Genomic DNA, 24,267 nt, shown 5'->3' with positions numbered 1-24,267 from the left:
TTAAGGTGGTTATAGCGACGGGGCTCACCTCTTACCATTCCGAACAGAGAAGTTAAGCCCGTTTGCGCCGATGGTACTACAATCGTGGAAGAGTAGGTCGCCGCCTTTTTTAAGCCTTCAAGATTTTCTTGGAGGCTTTTTTTTGCTGAAAATTTAATATTTGAATTATTTACTTCTTTTTGAATATACTATCAGCAATAGTATTAAGGCCAATAAAAAACATAGCAATTGCACCAATACAGAGAATAATGGCTAATATAAGAAGAGGAATATATAATGGCTTATCGTCATTACTTAAGGCTATATGAAGTAATGTAGGACCTGCAAACATTAAAAGAAGACAGATTGCCATCCGCTTTAAACCCTTTACCAGTATTTTTCGATCGGTTCTATTGTTTTCGTCCATATGATATACTCTTTCTTACACTTTGATGTTTTTCAAGTAATTGTGATGCCTCTTCCTCAGTAACATTTAATTCGTTCATAATCATCTTAACACCTCTGTCAACCAACTTGTTGTTACTAAGTTGCATGTCTACCATTTTATTGTCTTTAACCCTTCCCAAACGAATCATAGTGGTCGTAGTAATCATGTTAAGGACTAATTTCTGAGCTGTACCTGCTTTCATTCTTGAACTCCCAGTTAGAAATTCTGGACCTACAACTACTTCTATTGGAAACTGAGCGGCAATACTCAAAGGACTATTTTTATTACAAGTGATGCATCCGGTAATGATTTTCTCTTCGTTACACCGTTTTATGGTTGAAACTACATAAGGCGTTGTGCCCGATGCTGCAACTCCAATTACAACATCTTTCTCGGATATGTTATGCGCTTTAAGATCCATCCAACCCTGAGATGTAGAATCTTCCGCATTTTCAACTGCCTTTCTGATGGCACTATCACCTCCGGCAATTAAACCTATCACTAAATCGTTAGGCACACCAAAAGTTGGTGGACATTCTGAAGCATCTAAAATTCCTAATCGTCCACTTGTTCCAGCGCCAATGTAAAATAGACGCCCTCCATCTTTCATTTTTTTCACTACGTTTTCAATCAAAATCTCTACTAGGGGAAGTGCTTTTTCAACAGCAATAGGTACTGTTTTATCTTCAGAATTCATATGAGAAATAATCTCATTAACCGACATTTTTTCTAAGTCGTTATAATGAGAATCTTGCTCCGTTGTTTTGGTAAAGCTCATAGGATAAAGTTAAGAAATAAATTAACTGAAAACACTAAGAGTCGGCTAACTTCTTACTATTTACTGAACAGTATATATTAATTCATCAACTTCTGAAAGACGAAAATATCCAAAAGGGAAATTGTCTGGATTCGTTGTGTTTATACAATTTCCTCTTACAGTTGCCGGTTGGGTTTCAAATGGTCCGCCGCTTTCTTCACTTCCTTGTTGAAGCAGAACAAACATGAATTCGTAAAAGCGTTCAGATACGCCATAATTTCTTATGGTAACAAGATCACCAGATTCGAGATCTTCTTCGGTATAAAAACCGAAAATTTGATTACCATCAGTGAATCTATCTTCGTAAACTTCTAGAGTAGGAACTGTTGGAATATCACTTATAAACTCGAAGAAATAATAATTTTCAATATTAGCAGGATCTGTATAAAAGGCTTTAAGTTCTATGTCTTCGCCTGAAAACCCACCTTCGTCCTCTTGCTCCACAAAGTCTATAGGAACTACCGATTTTAAAATTTCTGTACCGGTATAAGTTTCTCCCTCATATTCAATTGTCAAGGTGTAAGTCTCATCAATAACAGGTACAAAATTGTTGTTTCTGTAGATACCTGTAAGACCATCTTCCACAAAATTGAATACATTGTTATTTGAGTCTGTGATTTGCACTGAGGCACCATTAGCAGGTGGTACAGATTCATCGAAAAACGGGGCGGTTAAACTAAGTCTAATGCTTTGTTCGTTGCCTGTAGTATTTTTGAACCAGTTTATAGATGCATCTATGACTAACCTCGGCTCAGCCGTATTCAAGTCCACGTCGATAACGTCTTCACAATTGGTGATTAAGGTTAAAATTATTAGTAAAGAAAATACCTTTTTCATCTGGTTAAAATTTAAAATTATAAGATACCGAAGGCACTATTCCGAAGATAGCTAACCGAACTGCTTCGTTTGTTCCCGACATTCGGTTTTCACGAAAAGTAAGGTTTACTGCATTTCTTCGGTTATAAACATTATACACTCCAAAAACCCATTCGCCCTTAAAGCGTTTTTGACTATTAGGGTTTGGATTATAATTAACAGATAGATCCAAACGGTGATACGCTGGTAATCTACTAGAGTTTCGCGCTTCAAAGCTTGGTACTACAATACCGTTAAATTCATATTGCCCGTTCGGGAAAGTCGCTGGCTGTCCTGTTTGAAATAAGAAATTTGAACTCAGTGACCATTTTTCATTCAATGAATAACTCGTTGTAAGTGATATGTCATGTGTTTTATCAAAAGGCGTTTTATACCATTCACCATTATTGATACCTGTTTCAACTGGCGTTCTTCCTGGTGTACGTTGCTCAGATCTAGAAAGTGTATATGCTAACCATCCTTTAAGCCTACCTTCATTTTTTCTTAATAAGACTTCGAGACCGTAAGCTCTGGCTTCTCCATTGAGTATAACTTGTTCAATAGCGTTATTGGCAATTAAATCAGCACCGTCAATATAATCTATTCGATTTTGAATTTTCTTGTAGAATGTTTCTACTTCAAGTGAATACGTGTTGTTGTTAAATGTTCTAAAATAACCTAAGGCTACCTGATCGAGCAATTGCGGTTCGATATATTTACCACTCGGTGACCACACATCTAATGGGGTTGGTGAACTTGTATTAGAGAGTAAGTGCAAATACTGACTCATTCTGTTGTAACTCGCCTTTACAGAAGACTTATCATTAAGCTGATAAGCCACTGCGAAACGTGGTTCTATATTGGCAAAAGACGCAATTACATCACTTCTGCTAAATGTTTCGGTCCCGGTGGGTTCTGCTTTTTCGTAAATTCCTAAAGCTTCATTGAAAATAACGGGATTGTCATTTTCGTAGATATTTAATTCGTCTTGTCCTAATCGATGAAATGTACTGAATCTTGCACCATAACTCACAGATAGTTTATTGCTTAATTTGTGCTCGGCATCGATATAAATTGCATTTTCAAAGGCGTATTTATCAATAAGCTTAAATGGATTAATGCCTGAGTCTTCAGTGTTTGGATTGATCTCACCAGGATTGAATTTATAATAGATACTATTTAATCCATACTCTAATTTAAAGTTGTTACTGATGTAATGCTTCAGATCGTATTTCACATTAAAGTTTCTGATACCAGATTCCCATTCAAACCCTACGAAATTTAAGTCTAGTCCGTAATAATAGTCTGAATAGATCAATGATAAGTTTGAAAACAGTTTATCTGAGAATAAATGATTCCAACGGAAATTAACGACCGTATTACCATAGGTGTTTTCGAAGCTATCCTGAATATTGAATACATCTCTTCCGAAGTAACCAGATAAGAAAATGCTGTTTCTTTCATTTAATCTGTAACTCAATTTCGTATTCAGATCGTAGAAATAGGCAACATTGTCGATATCAAAAAGTGGTAAAAACAAGTGGGCGTAACTACTTCGACCTCCAAATAAAAACGAGCCTTTGTCTTTTTTGATAGGGCCTTCGGCAAGCAATCTGCTTGAAACTAATCCGATTCCGCCATTCATATGAAATTCACTACTGTTTCCTTCCTTCTGATAAATATCTAAAACTGAAGAAATTCTTCCGCCATATTTAGCTGGTATTCCACCCTTATATAATTTGATGTCTTTAATGGCATCTGGATTAAAAACCGAAAAGAATCCGAATAAATGCGATGAATTAAAGATCGTAGCTTCATCGAGTAAGATCAGGTTTTGATCAGCGGCGCCACCTCTTACGTTAAAACCTGAGGATCCTTCACCTGCATTGGTAACTCCTGGAAGTAAGGTGATGGATTTTATAACATCAACTTCACCCAAAACCACCGGCATATTTTTTATGGTTTGAATTGAGAGTGCATTAACACTCATTTGAGGTTTTCTGATATTCAACTTTTCAACATCTTCTTCAATAACCACTTCGTCTAGGCTTTCAGCGGACTCCTGAAGCTTGAAGTTTTTAGTCATATCAGCATTCAAAACTATGGTCTCATTAATAGTTAGAAATCCTAAATAACTAATTTGAACTTTGTAAGTCCCTTCAGGTAATGTGATAGAATAGAAGCCATATTCATTAGTCATTGTACCCGATTGAATTTCAGGTACTATAATGTTTACACCGATAAGAGTTTCGTTACTTTGACTATCTGTAATTGTTCCGCTGAGCGTGAATTTTTCCTGAGCAAGAATGCTGATTGAAGTCCATAGGAAGATCGTAAAAACAAGAAATGTTTTTCTATTCATTGCATTTTTTTAAGTCTTAACAAAAATAAAAGAGCTTCATTCAAAATGAAGCTCTTTTAACTTAAGTTTAATTTATAATTGCGTTAAGCGTTTTGCTAGGTCGCATCGCATTACTAGCTAATTTTTCGTCTGGTAAGTAATAGCCATCCATATCGACAGGTTCGCCCTGACAATCAATTAACTCACTTAGAATTTCATTTTTGTGTTTCGATAGTTGGTGATACACCTCGATAAATTCAGCTTGAAGAGATTTGTCGGTATTCTGGTTAGCTAAGGCTTCTGCCCAATATAAAGCTAAATAGAAATGACTACCACGGTTATCTAATTCATTTACCTTTCTTGATGGACCTTTTTTATATTCTAATAACTTTTCAGTGGCATCGTCTAGAGTTTCGCCTAACACCTTTGCCTTGGCGTTATTATTCACTTCACCAAAATGGTCTAGAGACACGGCTAAGGCCAAAAATTCACCAAGAGAATCCCATCGTAAATGATTTTCAGTAACAAACTGCTGTACATGTTTTGGAGCTGAACCACCGGCACCAGTTTCAAATAAACCACCACCATTCATTAGTGGAACAATAGATAGCATTTTTGCACTTGTTCCCAGCTCAAGGATAGGGAATAGATCCGTGAGGTAGTCTCTAAGAACATTTCCGGTAACCGAAATAGTGTCTTTCCCTTCTTTAACGCGTTGCAGTGTAAACTCAGTAGCCTTAATAGGGGATAAGATTCTAATATCTAATCCACTTGTATCATGATTTGGCAAATAGTGATTTACCTTTTTTATAAGTTCAGCATCGTGAGCTCTATTTTGATCTAACCAAAAGACAGCTGGCGTTTGAGACGCGCGAGCTCTGGTTACAGCTAGTTTAATCCAATCTTGAACAGGTGCGTCTTTTACCTGGCACATTCTCCAGATATCACCTGCTTCAACATTGTGGCTAGTTAATATATCGCCGTTAGCATTGATTACTTCCACTTTTCCGTTTGAAGAAATTTCGAAAGTTTTATCGTGAGAACCATATTCTTCAGCTTTTTGTGCCATTAAACCAACATTAGGAACTGTTCCCATAGTAGTAGGGTCGAAGGCACCATGCTTCTTGCAGAAATCTATCGTTGCAATGTAAACTCCTGCATAACTACTATCAGGAATGATGGCTTTGGTATCTTGTTGTTCTCCGTTTTTATTCCACATCTGACCAGAGGTTCTGATCATAGCTGGCATCGAAGCATCGATAATAACATCACTAGGTACGTGAAGATTTGTAATGCCTTTGTCTGAATTCACCATGGCTAAATCTGGTCCATTTTCAAAAGCAATTTTAATATCAGCTTCAATTTCAGTGCGCTTAGCCTCTGGTAATTCTTCTAGATTTTCTAAGAGATTACCAAACCCATTATTCACATCTACACCAATCTCTTCTAGTGTTTCTCTATGCTTTTCAAAAACAGATTTAAAAAATGTTCTTACCACATGCCCAAAAATAATAGGGTCTGAGACCTTCATCATTGTGGCCTTCATGTGTAAAGACATTAAAATATCCTGATCTTTCGCATCCTTAATTTCGTGCTCAAGAAAATTCAGTAAAGCTCTTTTACTCATGTAGGTGGCGTCAATAATTTCGCCCTTTAATAAGCTGATATTTTCTTTTAATATGGTTGATTTTCCTTCATTATCGGTATGTACGATATTCACAGTTGTAGCGTCGTTAACTGTAACTGAAGTTTCGTTATGTGCAAAATCTCCTTCTGCCATTGTAGCGACATGAGTTTTAGACACTGAGGTCCATTCACCCATACTATGAGGATTTTTCTTAGCGTAATTTTTCACTGCCTTAGGAGCTCGTCGATCTGAATTCCCTTCACGAAGAACAGGATTTACTGCACTACCTTTTACTTTATCATAACGTGATTTTATCTCTTTCTCAGTGGCGTTACTTGGATCCTCAGGGTAATCAGGAATATTATAACCTTTAGCTTGAAGCTCTTCAATTGCATCCGTTAGCTGTGGAATAGAGGCGCTAATATTTGGAAGTTTTATAATGTTAGCCTCTGGTTTTTTTGCTAATTCACCTAATTCCGCTAAGGCATCAGCAACTTTTTGTTCTTCATTTAAATAATCTGGAAAAACGGCTAAAATTCTAGCAGCTAATGAAATGTCTTTAGTCTCTAATGTAATACCAGATGATTTTGTAAATGATTGAACAATAGGTAAAAAAGAACGGGTTGCTAAAGCTGGTGCTTCGTCTGTTTTTGTATAAACAATCTTTGCTGTTTTGGTCATAGGTTTCTAAAAAATAAAATAAAAGTACTTAGGCTTAATTTTAAGCTGTGCAAATATACAAAAACACTTGTGTTTTCTAGGTATAGGATTAATAAGTGCTTACTTAAAAAATTATGAATTTAATAATTTAAGTAGGTGAAAATTTCTAAATCTATTTTACTTTAATTCTGAAGGGCTTTAGAAGGCCGAAAAGATTGTCTTTTGAAAATATTGCTGACTTTAAATGATTTGAAGACGGGTCAATTTCGAAATTGAAAGCAGACGAAAGATCTGATCCTTCTAGATTTGAATTTTCGAACAAGGCGTTTTTGAGATCGCAGTTATTAAAGTGGCAAGACTTAGCCTCGGTAGAGGTGAGATCAACTTGATGCATTTTGCATGTTGAGAATTGGGTTTTATTAATAGTCATCTCTGAGAAACTACTCAAATTCAGATTACAATCCACAAAGCTAAATGCCATTAAAAAATCATTGCAGTCTCTAAAATTTACACCAACAAGCTTGCAGTCTTTAAACAATACATCGTTCAGTGTGGTGTGTTTAAGATTGACATTACTAAAATTACAATCGTGAAATTCGCATTCTAAAAAAACATTGTTTGATATATCAGAATTTTCAAAATTACAATTAACGAATGTGCAATAGCTATATTCTGCTTTGGGAAGGAGGTTAGTTGTAAAGTCTTGATTGTTAAAGGTCTGATTGTCTATTATTGGTAAATCCATGAAGCAAATATAGAACAGAATGAAATTATTAAAAAAACAAAAAGCCATATCACTACAGTAAACTGCGCTGACATGGCTTCTCTTTGAAACAGTACTTACGTGACCTATTTAGTTTTCACTAACTCAGCTGTATGGCTTGCGCCATCATCCTTTTCAGTTCAAGGGTTCCTGCCTCGACGAAACGTTTCCTTACTTTCAAAATGTATTGACCTGAAAGGACGCCGTTTCTAAGATACGTTTTTCTTGATGTTTCCTTTTTTATCATTCACTTGCGTGTCTCATACGTCCGTAAACATTGCTCATCCTTTTCACGTTCACTTTCGATTCCGCTACTTTTTCAAAGCTTTCCACCTTCACTATGCAACCTGCAAGCATGTTACAGAGCTAGGGCTTCATGGTTTGTTACGCCTCACTTGCCTACACAAGCGGCTCACTCACCTCAAAAAACAATCTCATTATATAAAGAACGTTACTTTATCTACAATTTAACATTAATTTGAAATTATCTTCAAAACCAAACTAGGTTTGTTGTTAATTGTTTAGCTAAAGTATCATTATCTTGAATATTTCCAAATTTTTCAATGTTTTAAATATGCACAACTTATGAACGCCACTTATTAACAAAAGTTAATAACTAAAAAAGCCCTCGTAATACGAAGGCTTTTTGTAAGTTATGTGAGTTAAATTATCTTCTAACTTCTTTTATTCTTGCTTTTTTACCAGTAAGACCTCTAAAGTAGAATATACGTGCTCTACGTACTTTACCACGCTTATTCACTTCGATTTTCTGTAATGCTGGTAAGTTTACTGGGAAGATACGTTCTACTCCAATAGTACCTGACATCTTACGAATTGTAAAAGTTTCAGAAGTTCCACTTCCTTTACGCTGTAATACGACACCTTTAAAAAACTGCGTACGCGTTTTATTTCCTTCTTTAATTTCGTAATAAACCGTGATCGTGTCACCGGCGCTAAATTCTGGTAAGTCTTTTTTGGTTACAAATTCGTCTTGTACAAATTTTACTAAAGAATCCATTTTTTCTTTTTTATAAGGGTTGCTATAAATCAACATTCACGATTTTCGCCAGAGGTTAATCTAAAGTGGCTGCAAAGATAATTAAAAAGTTAGAAGTTAAAAGTAGAAAGTGAAATAAAGTTAATTAGTTAATGAGTTTATGAGTTTATGAGTTTATGAGTTTATGAGTTTATGAGTTTATGAGTTGATGAGTTGATGAGTTAATGAGTTGATGAGTTAATTAGTTGATGAGTTAATGAGTTTATGAGTTGATGAGTTTATGAGTTGATGAGTTATTTTTTAATCACCTAACACTTATCACTTGTTACTTACAACTTATCACTTATCAGTTAGCCTTTCGTTATTCACTTTCGTCTCTTAAAAGATCTGGTCTGCGTTCCTGAGTGCGTCTGTAGGCTTGTTCTTCGCGCCATTTTTCAATTTCACCAAAATTACCGCTGAACAGAACTTCTGGGACCTTCATGCCCTTGTATTCTCGAGGTCTTGTATAGATTGGTGGTGCTAGTAAATTATCTTGAAACGAATCGGTTAGAGCAGAGGTTTCATTTCCTAAAACTCCTGGAATTAATCTTATGACAGCATCGCAAAGTACGGCCGCTCCAAGTTCACCACCAGATAACACATAATCACCAATGGAGATTTCTCTAGTAATGAAAGTATCTCGTACCCGCTGATCTACACCTTTATAATGACCGCAAAGGATAATAATATTCTCTTTTAATGATATCTGATTGGCAATGCCCTGATTAAGACGTTCGCCATCGGGCGTCATATAAATGATCTCGTCATAATTGCGCTCAGCCTGTAAACCCGTAATACACTTGTCAATGGGCTCTATCATCATAACCATACCTGCGCCTCCACCAAACTGGTAATCATCAACCGATTTATAGTTATCGGTAGTGTAATCTCTGAGGTTATGAAAATGGACTTCAACCAAATTAGCTTCAATAGCGCGTTTGAGAATAGAGGCCTCAAACGGACTTCTAAGCAATTCAGGTAAAACGGTAATGATATCTATGCGCATAGATTGAATTATTGGATTGCAAAGGTATACTAAATTAAAAAATCCGCAGGTCTTGCGGATTTAATTTTAATAAACTGGCCTTTTAATACTTCAAGCCTTATTCTTATTGATCTCATCCTGAAGCTGGCGTCTCACTTTTTGCTCGCGTTCGAGTGCAACACGTCGGTGTTCTTCAAATTCGCTTTCTACTTCTTCGAGTTTTAATTTGGCGCCGCGAGTGAGTGAATTGCTATTTTTAAATTTGAAGACAAAAAACAACAACAAGGCAAATAAAATAGCAACTATGCTCCACATGATCACATTGTAGTTGGTCTTACTGGTCTGCATTCCTAAGAGCGACATGTTATTCTTTTCAGTATTGGTTTGGTCTAAAGTACTCTGTGTAGCGCCGAGTTGAGATTTGAGATCAGCAATTTCTTTTACTTGGCCATCAACCGTATTTTTAGAATCTTCTAAATTCTTGTAAGTCGTTTTCAAAGAATCTAACACATTCGCTTTAAGTTTTAAAAGCCATGCGCGTTTAACCGCTTCGTAAGGTTGTCCGTTGGTTCCTTTAAAGTTTCCAGACTTCCTAAAAACGTATTCAAATTGACTATCAATCGTGCCTGCGTCTAGAGAATATTGATCGTCTGTATTGTTGGCATTGTTTTGGGCATCTATGGTTGTAAGGCTAAATGTAACTATAAGAACTACAGCAAGTTTGGTTAAGACCTTCATCTTATATTAATTTTGGTTGAATTAGTTTTATTAGGTGCCAAGATAATGATTTTATGAGCATTTTATAAATAAATTATCAAAGCAAATAGCCCCACACTAAGAGAGGCTATTTCATATACGTAAATAGTGATGGTTTTAGATGTTGAGTGTGCTCAAATGATTTAAATTATTGATATTTTCATTATCTAAACTGTATTGGTATAGTCCTTCATCGCCAATAAGAACAATGATATTATTATTAATTATGATATCGAAGGCATCTACATCTATTGAAGTTACCAAACTTGAATTCTCTGGATCGGAGACATCAAAAACTTTAACTTCATCATCGCAAACAAATAAGTAATCACCAAATAGTCCAAGTCCGATAGGTTGTGTTAGATTTCTTGATGAGATCAATATCGGATTTGTAACATCGGTGACGTCATAAATTTCAAGAACATTAATATCTATACCACAACCAATATTAGTGTGTAGAGTAACAAAAGCATGGGTATCATTGGCCACAACAGGATCGCAGGCTGTAAAATGTTGGACATCACTTAGATATGTCGGTAATTCTGGATTAGAAATACTATAGATAAACATTCCGTTTCTCGATCCGATGTACAAATAGCCTTTATAGTTGAAGAGTGTTTCAATATTAAAACCAATAGAAACCGTATTAACCAATACAGGTTGTTCATTATCGATGATATTAAAAACATTGAGATTACTATCGTCTACAACGTAGAGATAGTCTAGGTATAGGGCAAATCTGGCTAAAGAACCACCTTGTCCGGTTTCTGTAAATGATGATGCTGAGTCATTTGAGCTACTATCAGTACTGCAGCCTAATAGCATTGCTGTTATAAATAGGTATATAATTTGTTTTTTCATTGCTATTAGTTTATTGGTTGCCAGTCTACGATAATTTCATTTTCTCCAATTGGATAATACATGGGTCCGGCAGGAGACCAAATCTGTGGAAAAACGTTTTCAAGGCGTTTGGTAAGCGTTAATGTTTCTGTAGCTTCATCAATTTTGAAGGCAATTAAATCTCTTGCATTATTAGCATAGAAAACGTCGTTTTTAATACTTAAATCTGAAGAACCAAGTACCTGAATAAATCCAATATTTGTAGGATTCGTAGGATCTGAATTATCTATGATATGAAAGCCCTCATTTACTTCGTTAATAAAAATGTAATTGCCTTTCACATAGATTTTACCGGAGTCTTCAATTGGTCTGGAAGTATTCACGAGTAAGGTTGAGTTTTCAAACTCGGTACGCTGCATTATAACAGGTTCGTAATTAGAATTCGATGGGAAACCAGTTACGAAATCGTCATCGTTTCCCCAGCCTATGCACGCTTGAAGACAAAAAAGTGCAGAGACCAGAATTAATAGAATTGATCTTTTCATAGGTGATTGAATTAGTATATTCTAAAGATGTAGAAATTTGAAAAAGGTTGCGTTCAAAATGAATAGACTTTTCAAAATCTATCAAAAAAAAATCTTGCACAATGGCAAGATTTTTATTTTCCTTTTTCGATACATTCTAATAATAAGCGTAACGTCTTACTTTAGAAATATATTTTGCCAGCCTAATCACCTGATGACTGTAGCCGTATTCATTGTCGTACCAAATGTATAAAATAACGTTCTTCCCGTCTGCTCTTACAATAGTCGCTTTGCTATCATAGATGGATGGCGCAGAACTTCCTACGATATCGCTAGATACTAGCTCGTCGCTCATTTCATATTTAATTTGCTCAACAAGATCACCTTCAAGTGCATACTTCTTCATAATAGTATTCATGCTTTCCACTGAGGTTTTCTTATCCAATTCTAAATTCAGAATAGCTAAGGATCCGTTTGGTACAGGCACTCTAATGGCGTTTGAAGTCAACTTTCCTTCTAATGAAGGTAGTGCTTTGCTAACTGCTTGTCCGGCACCAGTTTCAGTAATAACCATATTTAAGCCAGCGGCTCTACCACGACGGTATTTCTTATGGAAATTATCTACTAAGTTCTGATCGTTTGTATAAGCATGAATAGTTTCAAGGTGTCCAGATTTCACACCAAATGAATCTTCAACCGCTTTTAAAACAGGTGTAATTGCGTTAGTTGTACATGAGGCTGCTGAAAAGATCTTCACTTCATCAGGATTGTGCTCTAAATGATTCACACCATGTACAATATTAGGGACACCTTTTCCTGGGGCAGTTAATAATACTTTATCGACACCTTTAGATTTGAGGTGTCTTCCGAGAGCTTTATCATCTCTGAAGGCTCCAGTATTATCAATGACCAATGCATTGTTAATACCATATTTGGTGTAATCGATATCTTCTGGTGCATTTGCTGAAATTACGTTCACCGTAGTTCCATTTATAATAAGTGCGCTATTTTCTACGTCAACGCTCACCATTCCTGGAAAATCACCATGAACAGAATCATTTCTTAAGAGTGAAGCACGTTTCTCTAATACCGTTTGATTAATATCACCTCGGGTTACAATGGCTCTTAATCGAAGTTGATTTCCTTTACCAGTACGCGTCATTAATTCACGAGCTACCAATCGTCCAATTCTACCAAAACCATAAAGGATGACATCTTTTGGTTCAATGGATCTTGACTTTTTCGCTTCTTTTAGCTTGGCAGCCACAAACGCAGTGGCGTTGTCGTACTTTTTATCTTCAAGATGATACTCGTAGGTGAGCTTACCAATATCTAACTTTGCAGGCTGCAAGTTCAATTTTTTGATAGCTTGAGCAATTTCAACCGAATCAAAAATAGAAATAGGCTTTTGAACGAATTCACCTGCGTATTCGTGCAAGTTTAAGATTTCGCTCACTTTTCTGTCGATTAATTGATTTCTGAAGAGCACAAGTTCGATGGAATTATCATACCAAAGGTCGCTCACTGTTTTAATAAATTCGACCGTAGCTCTGCGACGATCGGCTTGAAAGGCTAACTCTTTTTCGTAAGTGTCGTTAAAACCCATTTTTTGTGATTTAGTGATTTTTAAATTCGGCGCAAAAATACATATTTCAAACGTTTTCGTAGCATATTTCGTCGAAAATAAAAACCCTTCAAAGAATTGTACTTTGAAGGGTGTTTTTTATGGATTTAAATTAGATTTTTATCGGAAATTGTAAACGACCTTTTCGCCTTCCTTATTTATAACTTCAATTTGAAGTGATCCTCTATATTCTTGGGTTTTTAGTGCTGGAAGAACATCATCGGCTGAGTAAAGTTTTTTGCCATTGATTCTTGTAACGATGTTACCTTCTTCAATACCACTTTCAAGCCAGTCTGATTTATAATCTTCATTGAATTTAGATATTTTCACACCATAAGTAGCACCAAATGACTTCAATTCTTCTTCCGAAGCATTTTTTACCCGCCCAATAATTGGTATTTCAGCAATACTGTTTTTTAACAAGGTTACTGGAAGAACTTTTTCATCTCCGTCTCTAATTAGGGTGACATTAACAACATCCTTTGGACTTTTTGTTTTCAAATAGCCAGATAGATCAGAAAACTTATTTATTTCTACGTTGTCTATCTTTTTAATAATATCTCCAGTTTGGATACCTGCTTTTTCAGCCCCAGTATCTTCGGTCACTTCACTAACATAGAACCCTTCGGTAATATCAGTGCCCAATTGTTCGGCTGCATTACTATTTAGGGCACCACCTACAACACCGAGTATTCCATTCTGAACATTACCATATTCCATGATATCGTTCACTATTTTTCTGGCAATATTGCTTGGTACAGCAAACGAATAACCAATATAGGAACCATCTCGAGATGAAATAGCAGTATTTATTCCGATGAGATCACCATTGGTATTAACCAACGCACCACCAGAGTTTCCGGGGTTAACCGCAGCATCCGTCTGAATAAATGATTGTGTATTTTGACCTCCTAAATCTCGCGATTTCGCACTGATGATACCTGCTGTAACCGTTGAGGTTAAATTAAAAGGGTTACCTACCGCTAAAACCCATTCTCCAATTTTTGCACTGTCCGAATCTCCAAAGGCTAAAAACGGAAGGTCTTCTTCGGCTTCAATTTTAATTAAAGCAATATCAGTGGCTTCGTCTGCGCCTATGAGCTCTGCCATATATGCTCTATTGTTGTTTAAGGTTATACTGATCTCACTGGCATTTTTAATAACGTGAAAATTTGTCACAATGTAGCCAGTTGGAGATATAATAACACCACTTCCAGTGCCAACTTGAGCGCGCTGAGAACTACGACCAAATAACAAATCTTGCATCGTCATCGGTGCGGTTACTATAGCTGTATTTTTTACATGTACTACTGCGTCTATAGATTTTTCAGCAGCTTGCACAAAATCAGGCGTCTCAACGATTGCATTATTAGCTGTTGTATTTGTAGGAACATAAATTGGCAATTCAGAAACTTGTTCTACCGCTAGTTGTTCTGGTTGTTCTTCTTCGATTAGAAGCTTGTATCCGCCTAAAGTCAGCAGACCACCTAAAGCTGAAACGCACACCAGAGTTAAGATCTTCTTCATAAATTTTCAGTTTTTAAGTTTAATACATTTAACGATTAAAATTAGATATTTATTGAATTTCATTTTCCTTTTTAACGACTATTTAACGTCAACTTTAACTGCCCTTTAACACCTCATTTTACAGGCTATTATTCTTATATTTGCCTGTAATTATGACTATGACATTTTACAAATATCAAGGTACGGGTAACGACTTCATTATTGTTGATAATCGTTTACAACAAATCAGCAAAAATAATACCAAGCGCATCGCAGAATTGTGTGACAGACGTTTTGGCATTGGTGCAGACGGATTTATTATGTTAGAAAATGATGCTGAGTCTGATTTTAAGATGGTTTATTTTAATGCTGATGGCAATGAAAGTAGTATGTGTGGTAACGGCGGACGTTGTATTACAGCTTTTGCCAAGTATTTAGGAATAATTGAAAATAATACTGTTTTTAATGCCATAGACGGTTTGCATAATGCGAAGATTGAAGGTGATACAGTGCAGCTTCAAATGCAAGATGTGTCTGCTATTGAAGTCTTCAGCGATCATTTATTTTTAGATACCGGATCGCCACATCATGTTGAAATGGTTTCAGATATTCAGGCTTATAATGTGAAAAGTGAAGGCTCAAGAATTAGATATGGTGAACCCTACGGCAAATCTGGTAGCAACGTAAATTTTGTAGAACAGCTATCTGCCAATAAGTTTGCTGTAAGAACCTACGAACGCGGCGTAGAAGATGAAACCCTTTCATGCGGAACCGGTGTTACTGCGGTTGCTTTGGCTATGCATGAAAAAGCTAAAACTCAGTCTAACGAAGTTCATTTAAAAACACCAGGAGGTGATTTGAAGGTAACCTTTGATAAGCTTAATAATGGATATACTAACGTATGGTTAATCGGACCAGCAATACAAGTTTTTAAAGGAGAGCTAGTATGGTAACACTAAAAGGCCAACATATCTATTTGAGAGCATTGGAACCTGAAGACCTCGATTTTGTTTATGAGATTGAAAATGAAATGTCCTTTTGGGCATTAAGTGATACACAAGCACCGTATTCGAGATTTTTAATAAAGCAATATCTCGAAAATGCCAAGCAAGATATTTATGAAGCAAAACAATTGCGATTGGCCATCTGCACCAATGATGACAATACCATAGGTCTTATTGACGTTTTTGATTATAACGTGAAAAATAAGCGTGCGGGAATAGGCATCTTAATTAAAGATGTGCCTAATCGAAATCAAGGGTTTGGTAAAGAAGCCTTACAGCTTTTAGTAGATTACTGTTTTGAAGTTTTACATTTACATCAGGTCTTTGCAAATATTTCAGAAGACAACCAAGCAAGTTTAAAACTGTTTGAGAACAACGGATTTGAAAAGATCGGCTTAAAAAAAGATTGGAGTTTTAACGGACAAAACTTTTCAAACGAATATATATTACAGCGTATTAACAACTAACTTATGTATATAAAAAAGATACTTTGGGCGATTGCCTTGATCGGACTCGTAATTTTTGGTGTGATAGCCTATTATATCTACGGCGCCATGTTTCAGCCTAACACAAAATTCACAACCGATGAGGCCTATATTTATGTTCCAACAGGTGCAAATTATACACAAGTTAGAAATCAACTTGAGCCATTATTGGATGATATGGACAGCTTCGATGCATTGGCAAGTCAGAAGAAATATACTTCGAATGTCAAGGCTGGTCGATTTATGATATCGAAAGGCATGAATAATAATGATATCATTAATTCAATTCGAAGTAAAAACTTACCTATTAAGGTTTCTTTCAATAATCAGCATAATTTAGAAGATCTCGCCGGAAGAATAAGCAAACAAATTGAAGCAGATAGCCTTTCATTATTAGAAGCAATGACGGATGAGGACTTTTTAAGTGAAAATGGTTTCAATGACGCAACAGCATTGGGCATGTATTTACCAAATAGCTATGAATTCTTCTGGAATACCACTGCCAAAGGTTTCCGAGATAAGATGCTGAAAGAATATAAATCTTACTGGAATGCCTCTAGAAAAGCAAAAGCCAAGGCTTTAAATCTTACACCAAATGAGGTAATGACGGTAGCTTCAATAGTTTATGAGGAATCAAAGAAAAAGGACGAACAGCCAAGAGTAGCTGGCGTTTATCTGAATCGTTTAAGAATCGGAATGAAGCTCGATGCCGATCCGACCTTAAAATTTGCCGCTTATCAACTTCCGAAGTATAAAAACACAGTCATAAGACGTGTATTAAACGTTCATAAGGAAATAGATTCACCATATAATACCTATAAGAACGCAGGACTGCCGCCGGGTCTAATTGCAATGCCTGATCTTTCTGCCATTGAAGCTGTCTTGAACCCTGAAAAGCACGACTACTATTATTTTGCAGTTGATGTGAATCGTTTGGGGTACCACAAGTTCGCAAAGTCGTTAGCGCAACACAATGTCAACGCTAGAGCGTATCAAAGATATTTATCGTCTCAAGGGATAAACCGATAATTTTGAATAACATCTTTGGCTATATCGTCCTGTTTTTACTGGCGTCTAGTTCACTTTATGGTCAGTCTAAGGTTGATCAATTTTTAAAGCCTAGTGATTCATTGAATAGATCGAGGCGCAATGCAGTTGTAATTACCCAAGCATCATTAGGAACGCTAACCTTGGTCGGTTTAGATAGACTTTGGTATGCCGATTACCCAAGATCAAAGTTTAAAACTGTTGATGATAGTGAAGAGTGGCTTCAAATGGATAAATTTGGTCATGTTTTTTCATCATATCAGTTGGGTAGGATAGGAGCAAATACGCTGAATTGGGCAGGTGTAAGCAAGAGAGATCAACTACTTTACGGCTCTACTTTAGGTTTAGGGTTTTTAACTGCGGTAGAGATAATGGATGGATTTTCGGAGGAATGGGGTTTTTCGTGGGCCGATATGGCAGCGAATGGTTTGGGAACAGGATTATATGTCGGACAAGAATTATTATGGCAAGAACAACGCATTCTACTGAAATATTCATTTCACCAAACTCGTTTTGCTGACCAACGCCCAGATAAACTAGGAAGCGGATTGGCTGAAGAATTTCTGAAAGACTACAACGGACAGACATATTGGCTAAGTGCAAACTTAAATTCCTTTTTAAAAACCGATTATTTGCCAAATTGGTTGAATTTCGCCTTCGGTTATGGCGCGGATGGAATGCTAACAGGTGATCCTAATGATCCGTTATTTCCAGATCAAAATAGAGTACAACAATATTATTTCAGCTTAGACATTGATTTAAGCCGAATAAAGACCAATTCTCGCCTGTTAAAAACCATATTTGACGTTTTCAACGTAATTAAGGTGCCATTTCCAGCTTTAGAGCTGAATAGTCAAGGACGCGTAAAGCTGCATTATCTCTACTTTTAACAACTTTTAATAACGCTTAACGTGTTGATTTTCAAGAAATAAAAAAAATTCGTATATTTGCACCCGAATTTTATGAAGCTTTTGGGGAACGCTTCATAGTAATAAATTGGCTGTTATGATAAAGAATAGCGTTAAGAATGTATTACTGCCATTTTCAATTTGTTTGGTAATGGCTTTGGCATTATATCCAAGTTCCACATTAAATTCAGACCTTTATTCTACTGAGGGACTCAACCTCGATTATAATATCTCTGCGGATCTGGCTCTGGTTGGAGAAGAAGAGGACATCAAACCAAATATTTTTACACCGCATCTCGGGAAATCATTTGAAGGTTTCAAGGAGGCATTAGCGTTTAAAGAATCTAGAGGAGATTACTTTACGGTTAATACCTTAGGATATTTAGGAAAGTACCAATTTGGTTCTGAAACTCTCAAATTACTTGGTATTTATAATCCTAATCAGTTTTTATACAATCCGGAGTTACAAGAAAAAGCATTTGTAGCGAATGCATCTCGAAACAAATGGGTGTTAAGAAAAGATATAAAGCGCTTTAGCGGTAAGTATATAGGTGGTGTTAAAATTACTGAATCAGGAATTTTAGCTGCAGCGCACCTTGCTGGTCCTGGAAGCGTTAAGAAGTACTTGCGTAGCTATGGTAGTAATAATTTTGCTGATGCCTATGGTACAACAGTAAAATATTACATGAAAAGATTTTCGGGTTACGATACGTCTATAATTGAGCCAAATAAAAAAGCAAAGGCGAGACTTTAATCCTTTTGAATGATGAAAATAGCAGGCCTTTTATGAAGGTCTTCTTCGTTATTTTTCCAAGCACTTGCTGGCATCGTTCTAATAAATTCCGTAGGTAATGTTAAGTCACAGGCAACGCAAACTCTAGTTTGCGGATGTAATATCGTTGCTAAATCATTTAGCATTTTCATATTTCTATAGGGTGTCTCAATAAATATTTGTGCTTGATTATGCTCGGCTGATTGACGCTCTAATGCTTTTAATTTTGATTTACGATCGTTTTTATCAATTGGTAAATAGCCGTGAAAGCAGAAGCTTTGTCCATTCATACCAGAAGCCATAAGTCCTAAAATTATTGACGACGGTCCAACTAAAGGAATGACCCTAATATTTAATTGATGTGCAAGGCTCACAATATCTGAACCCGGATCGGCAATGGCTGGGCTACCAGCTTCAGAGAGTAATCCAATAGACTCGCCTTCTAAGCAAGGATCTAAATAGGTGTTACGTTCGGTTTCTGTGGTATATTTATTTAAAACACTGAGTCGTAATGATGGCTGTGATTTACTTGGTGAGACACGTTTAATAAAACGTCGTGCTGTTTTTTCATTTTCAACAATATAATAATCAAGGTCTTCAATTACCTTTTTAATAGATATTGGTAAAACTTCTAGCGGTGGATTATCACCTAATCGTGTAGGAATTAAATATAAGGCGCCTTTATCGGTATTCATTTTTAATTAATAACAAACTTCTCAGTGCGTTGTCTGCCGTCATTAGTTTCAATCTTCAAAAGATAGAAGCCACTTTTCAAATCTGAAATGGCAATATTCTGAACAGTTTCATTAGTGCTAGTCAGAGATCTTACTTTTTTACCCTGAATGTCAAAGATGGAAATTTCTGTTGAGACGGCACTACCAGATCCTGAAAAATCTAAGTAAAGTATATCTTTGGCCGGATTGGGATAGATATTAATCGTATTTAAAGCATTTTCGTCAACGCTAAGTAAAGCATCTGTAAGCCTAAAAATATTTCCACCCGAAAGGCTAGAAACATATAATTCACCATTCACGTCTTCTCCAAAAGCAACCCAGTCGCCCGAAAATCCCTCAAGGGTCATATTCCAACTACCGCTTTCATTTCTCAAGAATCCGATTTCTTCACTACAATAATCTGCAAAAAAGTACAAGCCTTCAAAATTAGGATAGGTCGTTCCGCGATATCTGTAACCACCAGTAATTGAGCATTTAAATTCGCCATCAAATGAATGGCTGTATTCAGACACTGGGAAAGTTAAGGTGCTACTCGCTGGGCAACCTGAATTATTAAAGATATCATTGGCTTCATAACAACGCCAACCATAATTGAGTCCGGCTTCAGTAGGGCCAGCAAGATTAATTTCTTCAAAGGCATTTTGCCCTACATCAGCAATCCAAATGTCGTTGGTTAATCTATCAAAAGAAAACTTCCACGGATTTCTTAAACCATAGGCCCAAATTTCATCACTAGCAGCACCATTGCTGACGAATGGATTATCTGATGGTATATCATATGGATTGGAAACAGTAGAATTATTGACGTCAATTCTTAGAATTTTACCCAATAAATTTCCCAGATTTTGTGCGTTGTTTTGAGGGTCACCACCAGAGCCACCATCTCCTGATGATATATATAGATAACCGTCGGCACCAAACGCTAAATCACCACCATTATGGTTGGTGAAAGGCTGATTGTAAGTTAATATGATGAGTTCTGAATTAGGGTCTGCTAAAGATGGGTTGGTCATATTTCTTGAAAATCTTGAAACAACGGTATTCCCTGAATTATTAATATAATTGACAAAGAAGTACCCGTTACTAGCATAATCTGGATGAAATGCTAGTCCCAGTAAGCCTCTTTCATCACCAATAAAAGCAAGATTTCTCACGCGCCCGTCAATATCTAAAAAAGGCGTGCTTTCAACAGTCCCGTCACTATTTACAATTCTAATTCTACCGTCTTGTTCCACAACAAATAAGCGATCATCACCAGCATGTTTTATATTAACGGGCTGATCTAAACCAGTTGCAAATAAGTCGAGTTCTAAATCTTGAGAAAAACAAATTGAGATGCTAATACAGCATAGGAAAGTAGTTATAGTTTTCATAGCCTTGATTCATGGGAATTATGACTCTAATTTACAAAAAATCAAGTAAATGAGAAGTTAAAAGCTTATGGTTTACTATGAAGGAGTTTTTGTGCTACTATATCAGAGGTGGCATTCAATATTTCGAAAACATATTCAAAATCACTCATATCACCATAGTATGGGTCTGGCACATTTTTGTTGGATATAGCGGGATTTTCTTCAAGGAATAATTTTACTTTTCCAATATCAGAATTGTTTCTGGCAAGACTAATAATATTAGTATAGTTTGAATTATCCATGGCATAGATCACATCAAAAGCGTCAAAATCAGATACTCTGAATTGCCTCGCACTTTGCATACTAATATCAATGTCGTTTAAGCGCGCTACTTCAATAGACCGACGATCGGGTGGATTACCAATATGATAGGCTGCCGTGCCTGCAGAGTCTACTTGAAATTTATCAGTTGGAAGTTGAGCTTGAAGAATACCGTGGGCTAGTGGTGAGCGACATATATTGCCGAGACACACCATTAGAATACGAGTCATGATTCAAAAAAAATTAAAGCGAAAGTTTCTTAGCTAAGTCTTCAACGTACTTTCTGAATTGCTTATCGGTTGAAGATAAATTATCGACAGTCTTACAAGCATGTAAAACGGTAGCATGATCGCGTTGACCAATCTGAGATCCAATACTTGCCAACGATGCTTTGGTATACTTTTTAGCAAAGAACATAGCGAGTTGGCGCGCTTGAACAATATGACGCTTACGCGTTTTAGATTGAAGCGTGCTCACATCCATTTGGAAATAATCTGAAACGACCTTTTGAATATAATCGATAGATACTTCACGTTTGGTATTTTTTACGAACTTCTCAACGATATCTTTAGCTAAGTTAATCGTGATCTCTTTTTTGTTGAAGGATGATTGTGCAATTAGAGAAATTATAGCGCCCTCTAGCTCTCTTACATTTGTTTTGATATGCTTTGCAACATACTCAACGATTTCTTCTGGCATCTCAACACCATCTCTATAGAGTTTGTTTTTTAGAATTGAAACTCTGGTCTCAAAATCTGGCGTTTGTAATTCGGCAGAAAGTCCCCATTTAAATCTAGATAATAGACGTTGTTCAATATCTTGCATATCAACAGGTGCCTTATCACTTGTAAGAACCACTTGCTTACCATTTTGGTGTAAGTGATTGAAGATGTGAAAGAAGACATCTTGAGTTCCGGTTTTACCAGATAAGAACTGAACATCATCTATGATCAAGACATCGATGATCTGATAAAAATGAATAAAGTCATTTCTATTGTTCTTCTTTACAGAATCTATGTACTGTTGTGTGAATTTTTCCGCAGAAATATAAAGCACAGTTTTTTCAGGATATTTGTCCTTAATATCTACTCCGATAGCATGTGCTAAATGTGTTTTTCCTAATCCAACACCACCAAAAATTAATAGTGGATTGAAAGAGGTTCCTCCAGGTTTATTAGCTACAGCGATACCTGCATTACGTGCTAAACGATTAGAATCACCTTCTAGAAAATTTTCGAATGTATAACTTGGGTTAAGTTGCGATTCAATCTTTACATTTCTAATACCAGGAATTATAAATGGATTTTTTAATTCTGGACTTTTATTATCAAATGGAACATCAACATCCTGAGATTTTACAGGCGTTCTGTTGGCGCTCGGAATTTTTTCTGTGAAAGGTTGCTTATTGCCATACGTGTTTTCCATTTTAATAACGTAAACTAATTTGGCATCGTCACCAAGTTCTTTGGTTAAAGCAACTTTTAGGATTTTTACATAATGCTCTTCTAACCACTCATAGAAAAATTTACTTGGAACTTGAATACTAAGCGCATTACCTGAAAGTTTAACAGCCTGAATGGGCTCAAACCATGTTTTATAGGCTTGAGGTTGAATATTATCCTTAATAAATTCGAGACAATTGTTCCAGACAGATTGCGCTGTAATCTCCATTCGCTTTAGTTAGATTTGTTTGTTAGTTAGATTAGCAAAAAAAAAGAGAATTAGGATTCTCTTGTGGTTTTGAACATGACAAATATGTGAACAAAATTCTTAAAAAAAAAATGAAATTTCATTGAATTTTAAGAAATATTTTCTCATGTTTAAAATCTTCGAAAATTACAAATTTTTTGTTAATAAAAAGCACAAAATTGAATTTAAATGAGACTAAAATAAGGGTGCGTTATGGTGAGACAGACCAGATGGGTGTTGTATATCATGCCAATTACGCTGTTTATTTTGAAGTTGGTAGAACAGAGTGGTTGCGCGAGTTTGGCCTAAGCTACGCGGTTATGGAGCAAGAGGGTATTATGCTTCCTGTTATTTCACTTCAGATAAACTACAAAAATTCAGCACGTTATGACGATGAGCTTAAAGTGATAACTAAGTTGAAAAAGTTACCAACAGCTTCGATAGAATTTGATTACGAATTACGAAATAATTCAGACGAAATATTGGCAACTGGCAATACGGTCTTGGCATTTATAGACATGAAACGGAATAGACCAACGCGATGTCCAAAATATCTTTTAGATAAACTGCAAAATTATTCGTTATAATTCATCGATTTTCACGCCAAAAAAATCACTGAATAGTTCCTTTACTCTAGAACTATTACCTTTTCTGACAGATATTTCCAACAAACAATTGTGCTCTAAGGCCTGATTAATGATATCTACTTGATTTTCTTTCAGAAGTCTCATCACTCTACTCATGTTTTTATATTCAAACTCAAGCTTGTAAAGGTGGTTAATGGTACGTTCGGTAATGTGAGCAGATTCTAGGGCTAAACTCGCACTTGTACGATAGGCGTTTATTAAACCACCCATGCCTAATTTCGTGCCTCCGTAGTAGCGCACTACAATGACAAGAATGTTTGTAAGGTTATAAGATTGAATTTGTCCATATATAGGCATGCCGGCAGAATTGCCAGGCTCACCATCGTCATTTACGCGGTAGCGTAGAGATTCGGTACCAAGTTGATAGGCGTAACACCAATGCCTTGCCGCATAGTGTTCTTTCTTAATGGCTTCAAGATGAGATTTTACTTCAGTTTCGTTCGAAACAGGAAATGCAAAACCATAAAACTTACTGTTTTTATCTTTAAATAATTCACCTTCTGAAGGACTTGCAATTGTTCGGAATGTATCTTCTGCGCTCATT

The 24,267-nt window shown here is 36.1% G+C and carries 24 protein-coding genes and 1 rRNA gene; 7 read left to right on the top strand and 18 right to left on the bottom strand.

All coding sequences use genetic code 11. The features are described 5' to 3' along the window. Position 1: 1 nt before the first annotated feature. Positions 2-109: ribosomal RNA gene (gene rrf, locus DDY94_RS05480) — 5S ribosomal RNA — on the top strand. 60 nt (positions 110-169) lie between these two features. Here rrf and DDY94_RS05475 read toward each other — a convergent pair. The 13 genes from DDY94_RS05475 to DDY94_RS05415 all read right to left on the bottom strand — a co-directional run bounded on the left by DDY94_RS05475 (position 170) and on the right by DDY94_RS05415 (position 14,785). Next, entirely contained in the window at positions 170-406 is a 237-nt protein-coding gene (locus tag DDY94_RS05475; RefSeq protein ID WP_111683031.1) for a DUF6095 family protein, read from the bottom strand. Next, positions 390-1,205 (bottom strand): N-acetylmuramic acid 6-phosphate etherase, encoded by an 816-nt coding sequence (gene murQ / locus DDY94_RS05470; RefSeq protein ID WP_111683030.1) that lies wholly within the window; start codon positions 1,203-1,205, stop codon positions 390-392. Before murQ ends, DDY94_RS05475 begins: the two co-directional genes overlap by 17 nt. Positions 1,206-1,265: 60 nt before the next feature. Beyond that, the gene (locus tag DDY94_RS05465) at positions 1,266-2,081 is read right to left on the bottom strand and encodes a DUF4249 domain-containing protein (RefSeq protein WP_111683029.1); all 816 of its coding nucleotides are present in this window, start codon (positions 2,079-2,081) and stop codon (positions 1,266-1,268) included. 4 nt (positions 2,082-2,085) lie between these two features. Then, positions 2,086-4,461, bottom strand: a complete 2,376-nt coding sequence (locus DDY94_RS05460; RefSeq protein ID WP_111683028.1) for a TonB-dependent receptor — start codon at positions 4,459-4,461, stop codon at positions 2,086-2,088. 67 nt (positions 4,462-4,528) lie between these two features. Next, entirely contained in the window at positions 4,529-6,748 is a 2,220-nt protein-coding gene (locus DDY94_RS05455; RefSeq protein ID WP_111683027.1) for an NADP-dependent isocitrate dehydrogenase, read from the bottom strand. 151 nt (positions 6,749-6,899) lie between these two features. Further along, the gene (locus tag DDY94_RS05450; protein WP_111683026.1) at positions 6,900-7,472 is read right to left on the bottom strand and encodes a pentapeptide repeat-containing protein; all 573 of its coding nucleotides are present in this window, start codon (positions 7,470-7,472) and stop codon (positions 6,900-6,902) included. A 685-nt stretch (positions 7,473-8,157) separates the two neighbouring features. Further along, the gene (gene rplS, locus DDY94_RS05445; RefSeq protein WP_111683054.1) at positions 8,158-8,508 is read right to left on the bottom strand and encodes a 50S ribosomal protein L19; all 351 of its coding nucleotides are present in this window, start codon (positions 8,506-8,508) and stop codon (positions 8,158-8,160) included. Positions 8,509-8,848: 340 nt separating this feature from the next. Then, the gene (gene trmD / locus DDY94_RS05440; protein ID WP_111683025.1) at positions 8,849-9,535 is read right to left on the bottom strand and encodes a tRNA (guanosine(37)-N1)-methyltransferase TrmD; all 687 of its coding nucleotides are present in this window, start codon (positions 9,533-9,535) and stop codon (positions 8,849-8,851) included. Between the two features lie 90 nt (positions 9,536-9,625). Further along, on the bottom strand, positions 9,626-10,252 hold the full coding sequence (locus DDY94_RS05435) for a tRNA (guanine-N1)-methyltransferase (RefSeq protein WP_111683024.1): 627 nt from the start codon (positions 10,250-10,252) through the stop codon (positions 9,626-9,628). 135 nt (positions 10,253-10,387) lie between these two features. Further along, entirely contained in the window at positions 10,388-11,131 is a 744-nt protein-coding gene (locus tag DDY94_RS05430) for an LVIVD repeat-containing protein (RefSeq protein WP_111683023.1), read from the bottom strand. A gap of 5 nt (positions 11,132-11,136) precedes the next feature. Continuing rightward, positions 11,137-11,655, bottom strand: coding sequence for a hypothetical protein (locus DDY94_RS05425; RefSeq protein WP_111683022.1), 519 nt, complete (start codon positions 11,653-11,655; stop codon positions 11,137-11,139). Between the two features lie 136 nt (positions 11,656-11,791). Further along, positions 11,792-13,240 (bottom strand): glyceraldehyde-3-phosphate dehydrogenase, encoded by a 1,449-nt coding sequence (locus DDY94_RS05420; RefSeq protein ID WP_111683021.1) that lies wholly within the window; start codon positions 13,238-13,240, stop codon positions 11,792-11,794. Positions 13,241-13,378: 138 nt separating this feature from the next. Beyond that, positions 13,379-14,785: a trypsin-like peptidase domain-containing protein gene (locus DDY94_RS05415; RefSeq protein WP_111683020.1), complete on the bottom strand. Its 1,407-nt coding sequence runs from the start codon at positions 14,783-14,785 to the stop codon at positions 13,379-13,381. A gap of 152 nt (positions 14,786-14,937) precedes the next feature. Between DDY94_RS05415 and dapF the strand changes: the two genes are divergently transcribed. The 5 genes from dapF to DDY94_RS05390 all read left to right on the top strand — a co-directional run bounded on the left by dapF (position 14,938) and on the right by DDY94_RS05390 (position 18,962). Beyond that, entirely contained in the window at positions 14,938-15,717 is a 780-nt protein-coding gene (gene dapF / locus DDY94_RS05410) for a diaminopimelate epimerase (RefSeq protein ID WP_111683019.1), read from the top strand. After that, complete coding sequence (locus DDY94_RS05405; RefSeq protein ID WP_111683018.1) at positions 15,711-16,235, top strand: GNAT family N-acetyltransferase; 525 nt, start codon at positions 15,711-15,713, stop codon at positions 16,233-16,235. Before dapF ends, DDY94_RS05405 begins: the two co-directional genes overlap by 7 nt. 3 nt (positions 16,236-16,238) lie before the next feature. After that, positions 16,239-17,282, top strand: coding sequence for an endolytic transglycosylase MltG (gene mltG / locus DDY94_RS05400; RefSeq protein WP_111683017.1), 1,044 nt, complete (start codon positions 16,239-16,241; stop codon positions 17,280-17,282). A gap of 2 nt (positions 17,283-17,284) precedes the next feature. Beyond that, on the top strand, positions 17,285-18,190 hold the full coding sequence (locus tag DDY94_RS05395) for a DUF2279 domain-containing protein (protein WP_232817822.1): 906 nt from the start codon (positions 17,285-17,287) through the stop codon (positions 18,188-18,190). A gap of 115 nt (positions 18,191-18,305) precedes the next feature. Further along, positions 18,306-18,962 carry a peptidoglycan-binding protein LysM gene (locus tag DDY94_RS05390; protein ID WP_111683016.1) on the top strand — a complete coding sequence of 219 codons (657 nt, stop codon included), beginning with the start codon at positions 18,306-18,308 and terminating at the stop codon, positions 18,960-18,962. Here the strand turns inward: DDY94_RS05390 and DDY94_RS05385 are convergent. From DDY94_RS05385 to dnaA, 4 genes are all read right to left on the bottom strand, one after another. Then, positions 18,959-19,675, bottom strand: coding sequence for an SAM-dependent methyltransferase (locus tag DDY94_RS05385; protein WP_111683015.1), 717 nt, complete (start codon positions 19,673-19,675; stop codon positions 18,959-18,961). The two genes, DDY94_RS05390 and DDY94_RS05385, sit on opposite strands and share 4 nt — an antisense overlap. A gap of 2 nt (positions 19,676-19,677) precedes the next feature. Next, on the bottom strand, positions 19,678-21,087 hold the full coding sequence (locus DDY94_RS05380) for a PQQ-dependent sugar dehydrogenase (protein WP_111683014.1): 1,410 nt from the start codon (positions 21,085-21,087) through the stop codon (positions 19,678-19,680). Between the two features lie 65 nt (positions 21,088-21,152). After that, complete coding sequence (locus DDY94_RS05375; RefSeq protein ID WP_111683013.1) at positions 21,153-21,617, bottom strand: low molecular weight protein-tyrosine-phosphatase; 465 nt, start codon at positions 21,615-21,617, stop codon at positions 21,153-21,155. Between the two features lie 13 nt (positions 21,618-21,630). Beyond that, positions 21,631-23,058: a chromosomal replication initiator protein DnaA gene (gene dnaA, locus DDY94_RS05370; RefSeq protein WP_111683012.1), complete on the bottom strand. Its 1,428-nt coding sequence runs from the start codon at positions 23,056-23,058 to the stop codon at positions 21,631-21,633. Positions 23,059-23,255: 197 nt separating this feature from the next. Between dnaA and DDY94_RS05365 the strand changes: the two genes are divergently transcribed. Next, positions 23,256-23,663, top strand: coding sequence for an acyl-CoA thioesterase (locus DDY94_RS05365; RefSeq protein WP_111683011.1), 408 nt, complete (start codon positions 23,256-23,258; stop codon positions 23,661-23,663). Here the strand turns inward: DDY94_RS05365 and DDY94_RS05360 are convergent. Further along, positions 23,658-24,266 carry an IMPACT family protein gene (locus DDY94_RS05360; protein WP_111683010.1) on the bottom strand — a complete coding sequence of 203 codons (609 nt, stop codon included), beginning with the start codon at positions 24,264-24,266 and terminating at the stop codon, positions 23,658-23,660. The genes DDY94_RS05365 and DDY94_RS05360 overlap by 6 nt on opposite strands. Position 24,267: the final 1 nt, after the last annotated feature.

Source organism: Winogradskyella tangerina, assembly GCF_003260205.1.
Classification (GTDB): domain Bacteria; phylum Bacteroidota; class Bacteroidia; order Flavobacteriales; family Flavobacteriaceae; genus Winogradskyella; species Winogradskyella tangerina.
This window is presented reverse-complemented; position numbering and strand designations above follow the sequence as displayed.

Bases quoted from the DNA above. Each gene is read 5' to 3' on its own strand.
- DDY94_RS05475 (WP_111683031.1), bottom strand. From the start codon at position 406: ATGGACGAAAACAATAGAACCGATCGAAAAATACTGGTAAAGGGTTTA.
- murQ (WP_111683030.1), bottom strand. From the start codon at position 1,205: ATGAGCTTTACCAAAACAACGGAGCAAGATTCTCATTATAACGACTTA.
- DDY94_RS05465 (WP_111683029.1), bottom strand. From the start codon at position 2,081: ATGAAAAAGGTATTTTCTTTACTAATAATTTTAACCTTAATCACCAAT.
- DDY94_RS05460 (WP_111683028.1), bottom strand. From the start codon at position 4,461: ATGAATAGAAAAACATTTCTTGTTTTTACGATCTTCCTATGGACTTCA.
- DDY94_RS05455 (WP_111683027.1), bottom strand. From the start codon at position 6,748: ATGACCAAAACAGCAAAGATTGTTTATACAAAAACAGACGAAGCACCA.
- DDY94_RS05450 (WP_111683026.1), bottom strand. From the start codon at position 7,472: ATGGATTTACCAATAATAGACAATCAGACCTTTAACAATCAAGACTTT.
- rplS (WP_111683054.1), bottom strand. From the start codon at position 8,508: ATGGATTCTTTAGTAAAATTTGTACAAGACGAATTTGTAACCAAAAAA.
- trmD (WP_111683025.1), bottom strand. From the start codon at position 9,535: ATGCGCATAGATATCATTACCGTTTTACCTGAATTGCTTAGAAGTCCG.
- DDY94_RS05435 (WP_111683024.1), bottom strand. From the start codon at position 10,252: ATGAAGGTCTTAACCAAACTTGCTGTAGTTCTTATAGTTACATTTAGC.
- DDY94_RS05430 (WP_111683023.1), bottom strand. From the start codon at position 11,131: ATGAAAAAACAAATTATATACCTATTTATAACAGCAATGCTATTAGGC.
- DDY94_RS05425 (WP_111683022.1), bottom strand. From the start codon at position 11,655: ATGAAAAGATCAATTCTATTAATTCTGGTCTCTGCACTTTTTTGTCTT.
- DDY94_RS05420 (WP_111683021.1), bottom strand. From the start codon at position 13,240: ATGGGTTTTAACGACACTTACGAAAAAGAGTTAGCCTTTCAAGCCGAT.
- DDY94_RS05415 (WP_111683020.1), bottom strand. From the start codon at position 14,785: ATGAAGAAGATCTTAACTCTGGTGTGCGTTTCAGCTTTAGGTGGTCTG.
- dapF (WP_111683019.1), top strand. From the start codon at position 14,938: ATGACTATGACATTTTACAAATATCAAGGTACGGGTAACGACTTCATT.
- DDY94_RS05405 (WP_111683018.1), top strand. From the start codon at position 15,711: ATGGTAACACTAAAAGGCCAACATATCTATTTGAGAGCATTGGAACCT.
- mltG (WP_111683017.1), top strand. From the start codon at position 16,239: ATGTATATAAAAAAGATACTTTGGGCGATTGCCTTGATCGGACTCGTA.
- DDY94_RS05390 (WP_111683016.1), top strand. From the start codon at position 18,306: ATGATAAAGAATAGCGTTAAGAATGTATTACTGCCATTTTCAATTTGT.
- DDY94_RS05385 (WP_111683015.1), bottom strand. From the start codon at position 19,675: ATGAATACCGATAAAGGCGCCTTATATTTAATTCCTACACGATTAGGT.
- DDY94_RS05380 (WP_111683014.1), bottom strand. From the start codon at position 21,087: ATGAAAACTATAACTACTTTCCTATGCTGTATTAGCATCTCAATTTGT.
- DDY94_RS05375 (WP_111683013.1), bottom strand. From the start codon at position 21,617: ATGACTCGTATTCTAATGGTGTGTCTCGGCAATATATGTCGCTCACCA.
- dnaA (WP_111683012.1), bottom strand. From the start codon at position 23,058: ATGGAGATTACAGCGCAATCTGTCTGGAACAATTGTCTCGAATTTATT.
- DDY94_RS05360 (WP_111683010.1), bottom strand. From the start codon at position 24,266: ATGAGCGCAGAAGATACATTCCGAACAATTGCAAGTCCTTCAGAAGGT.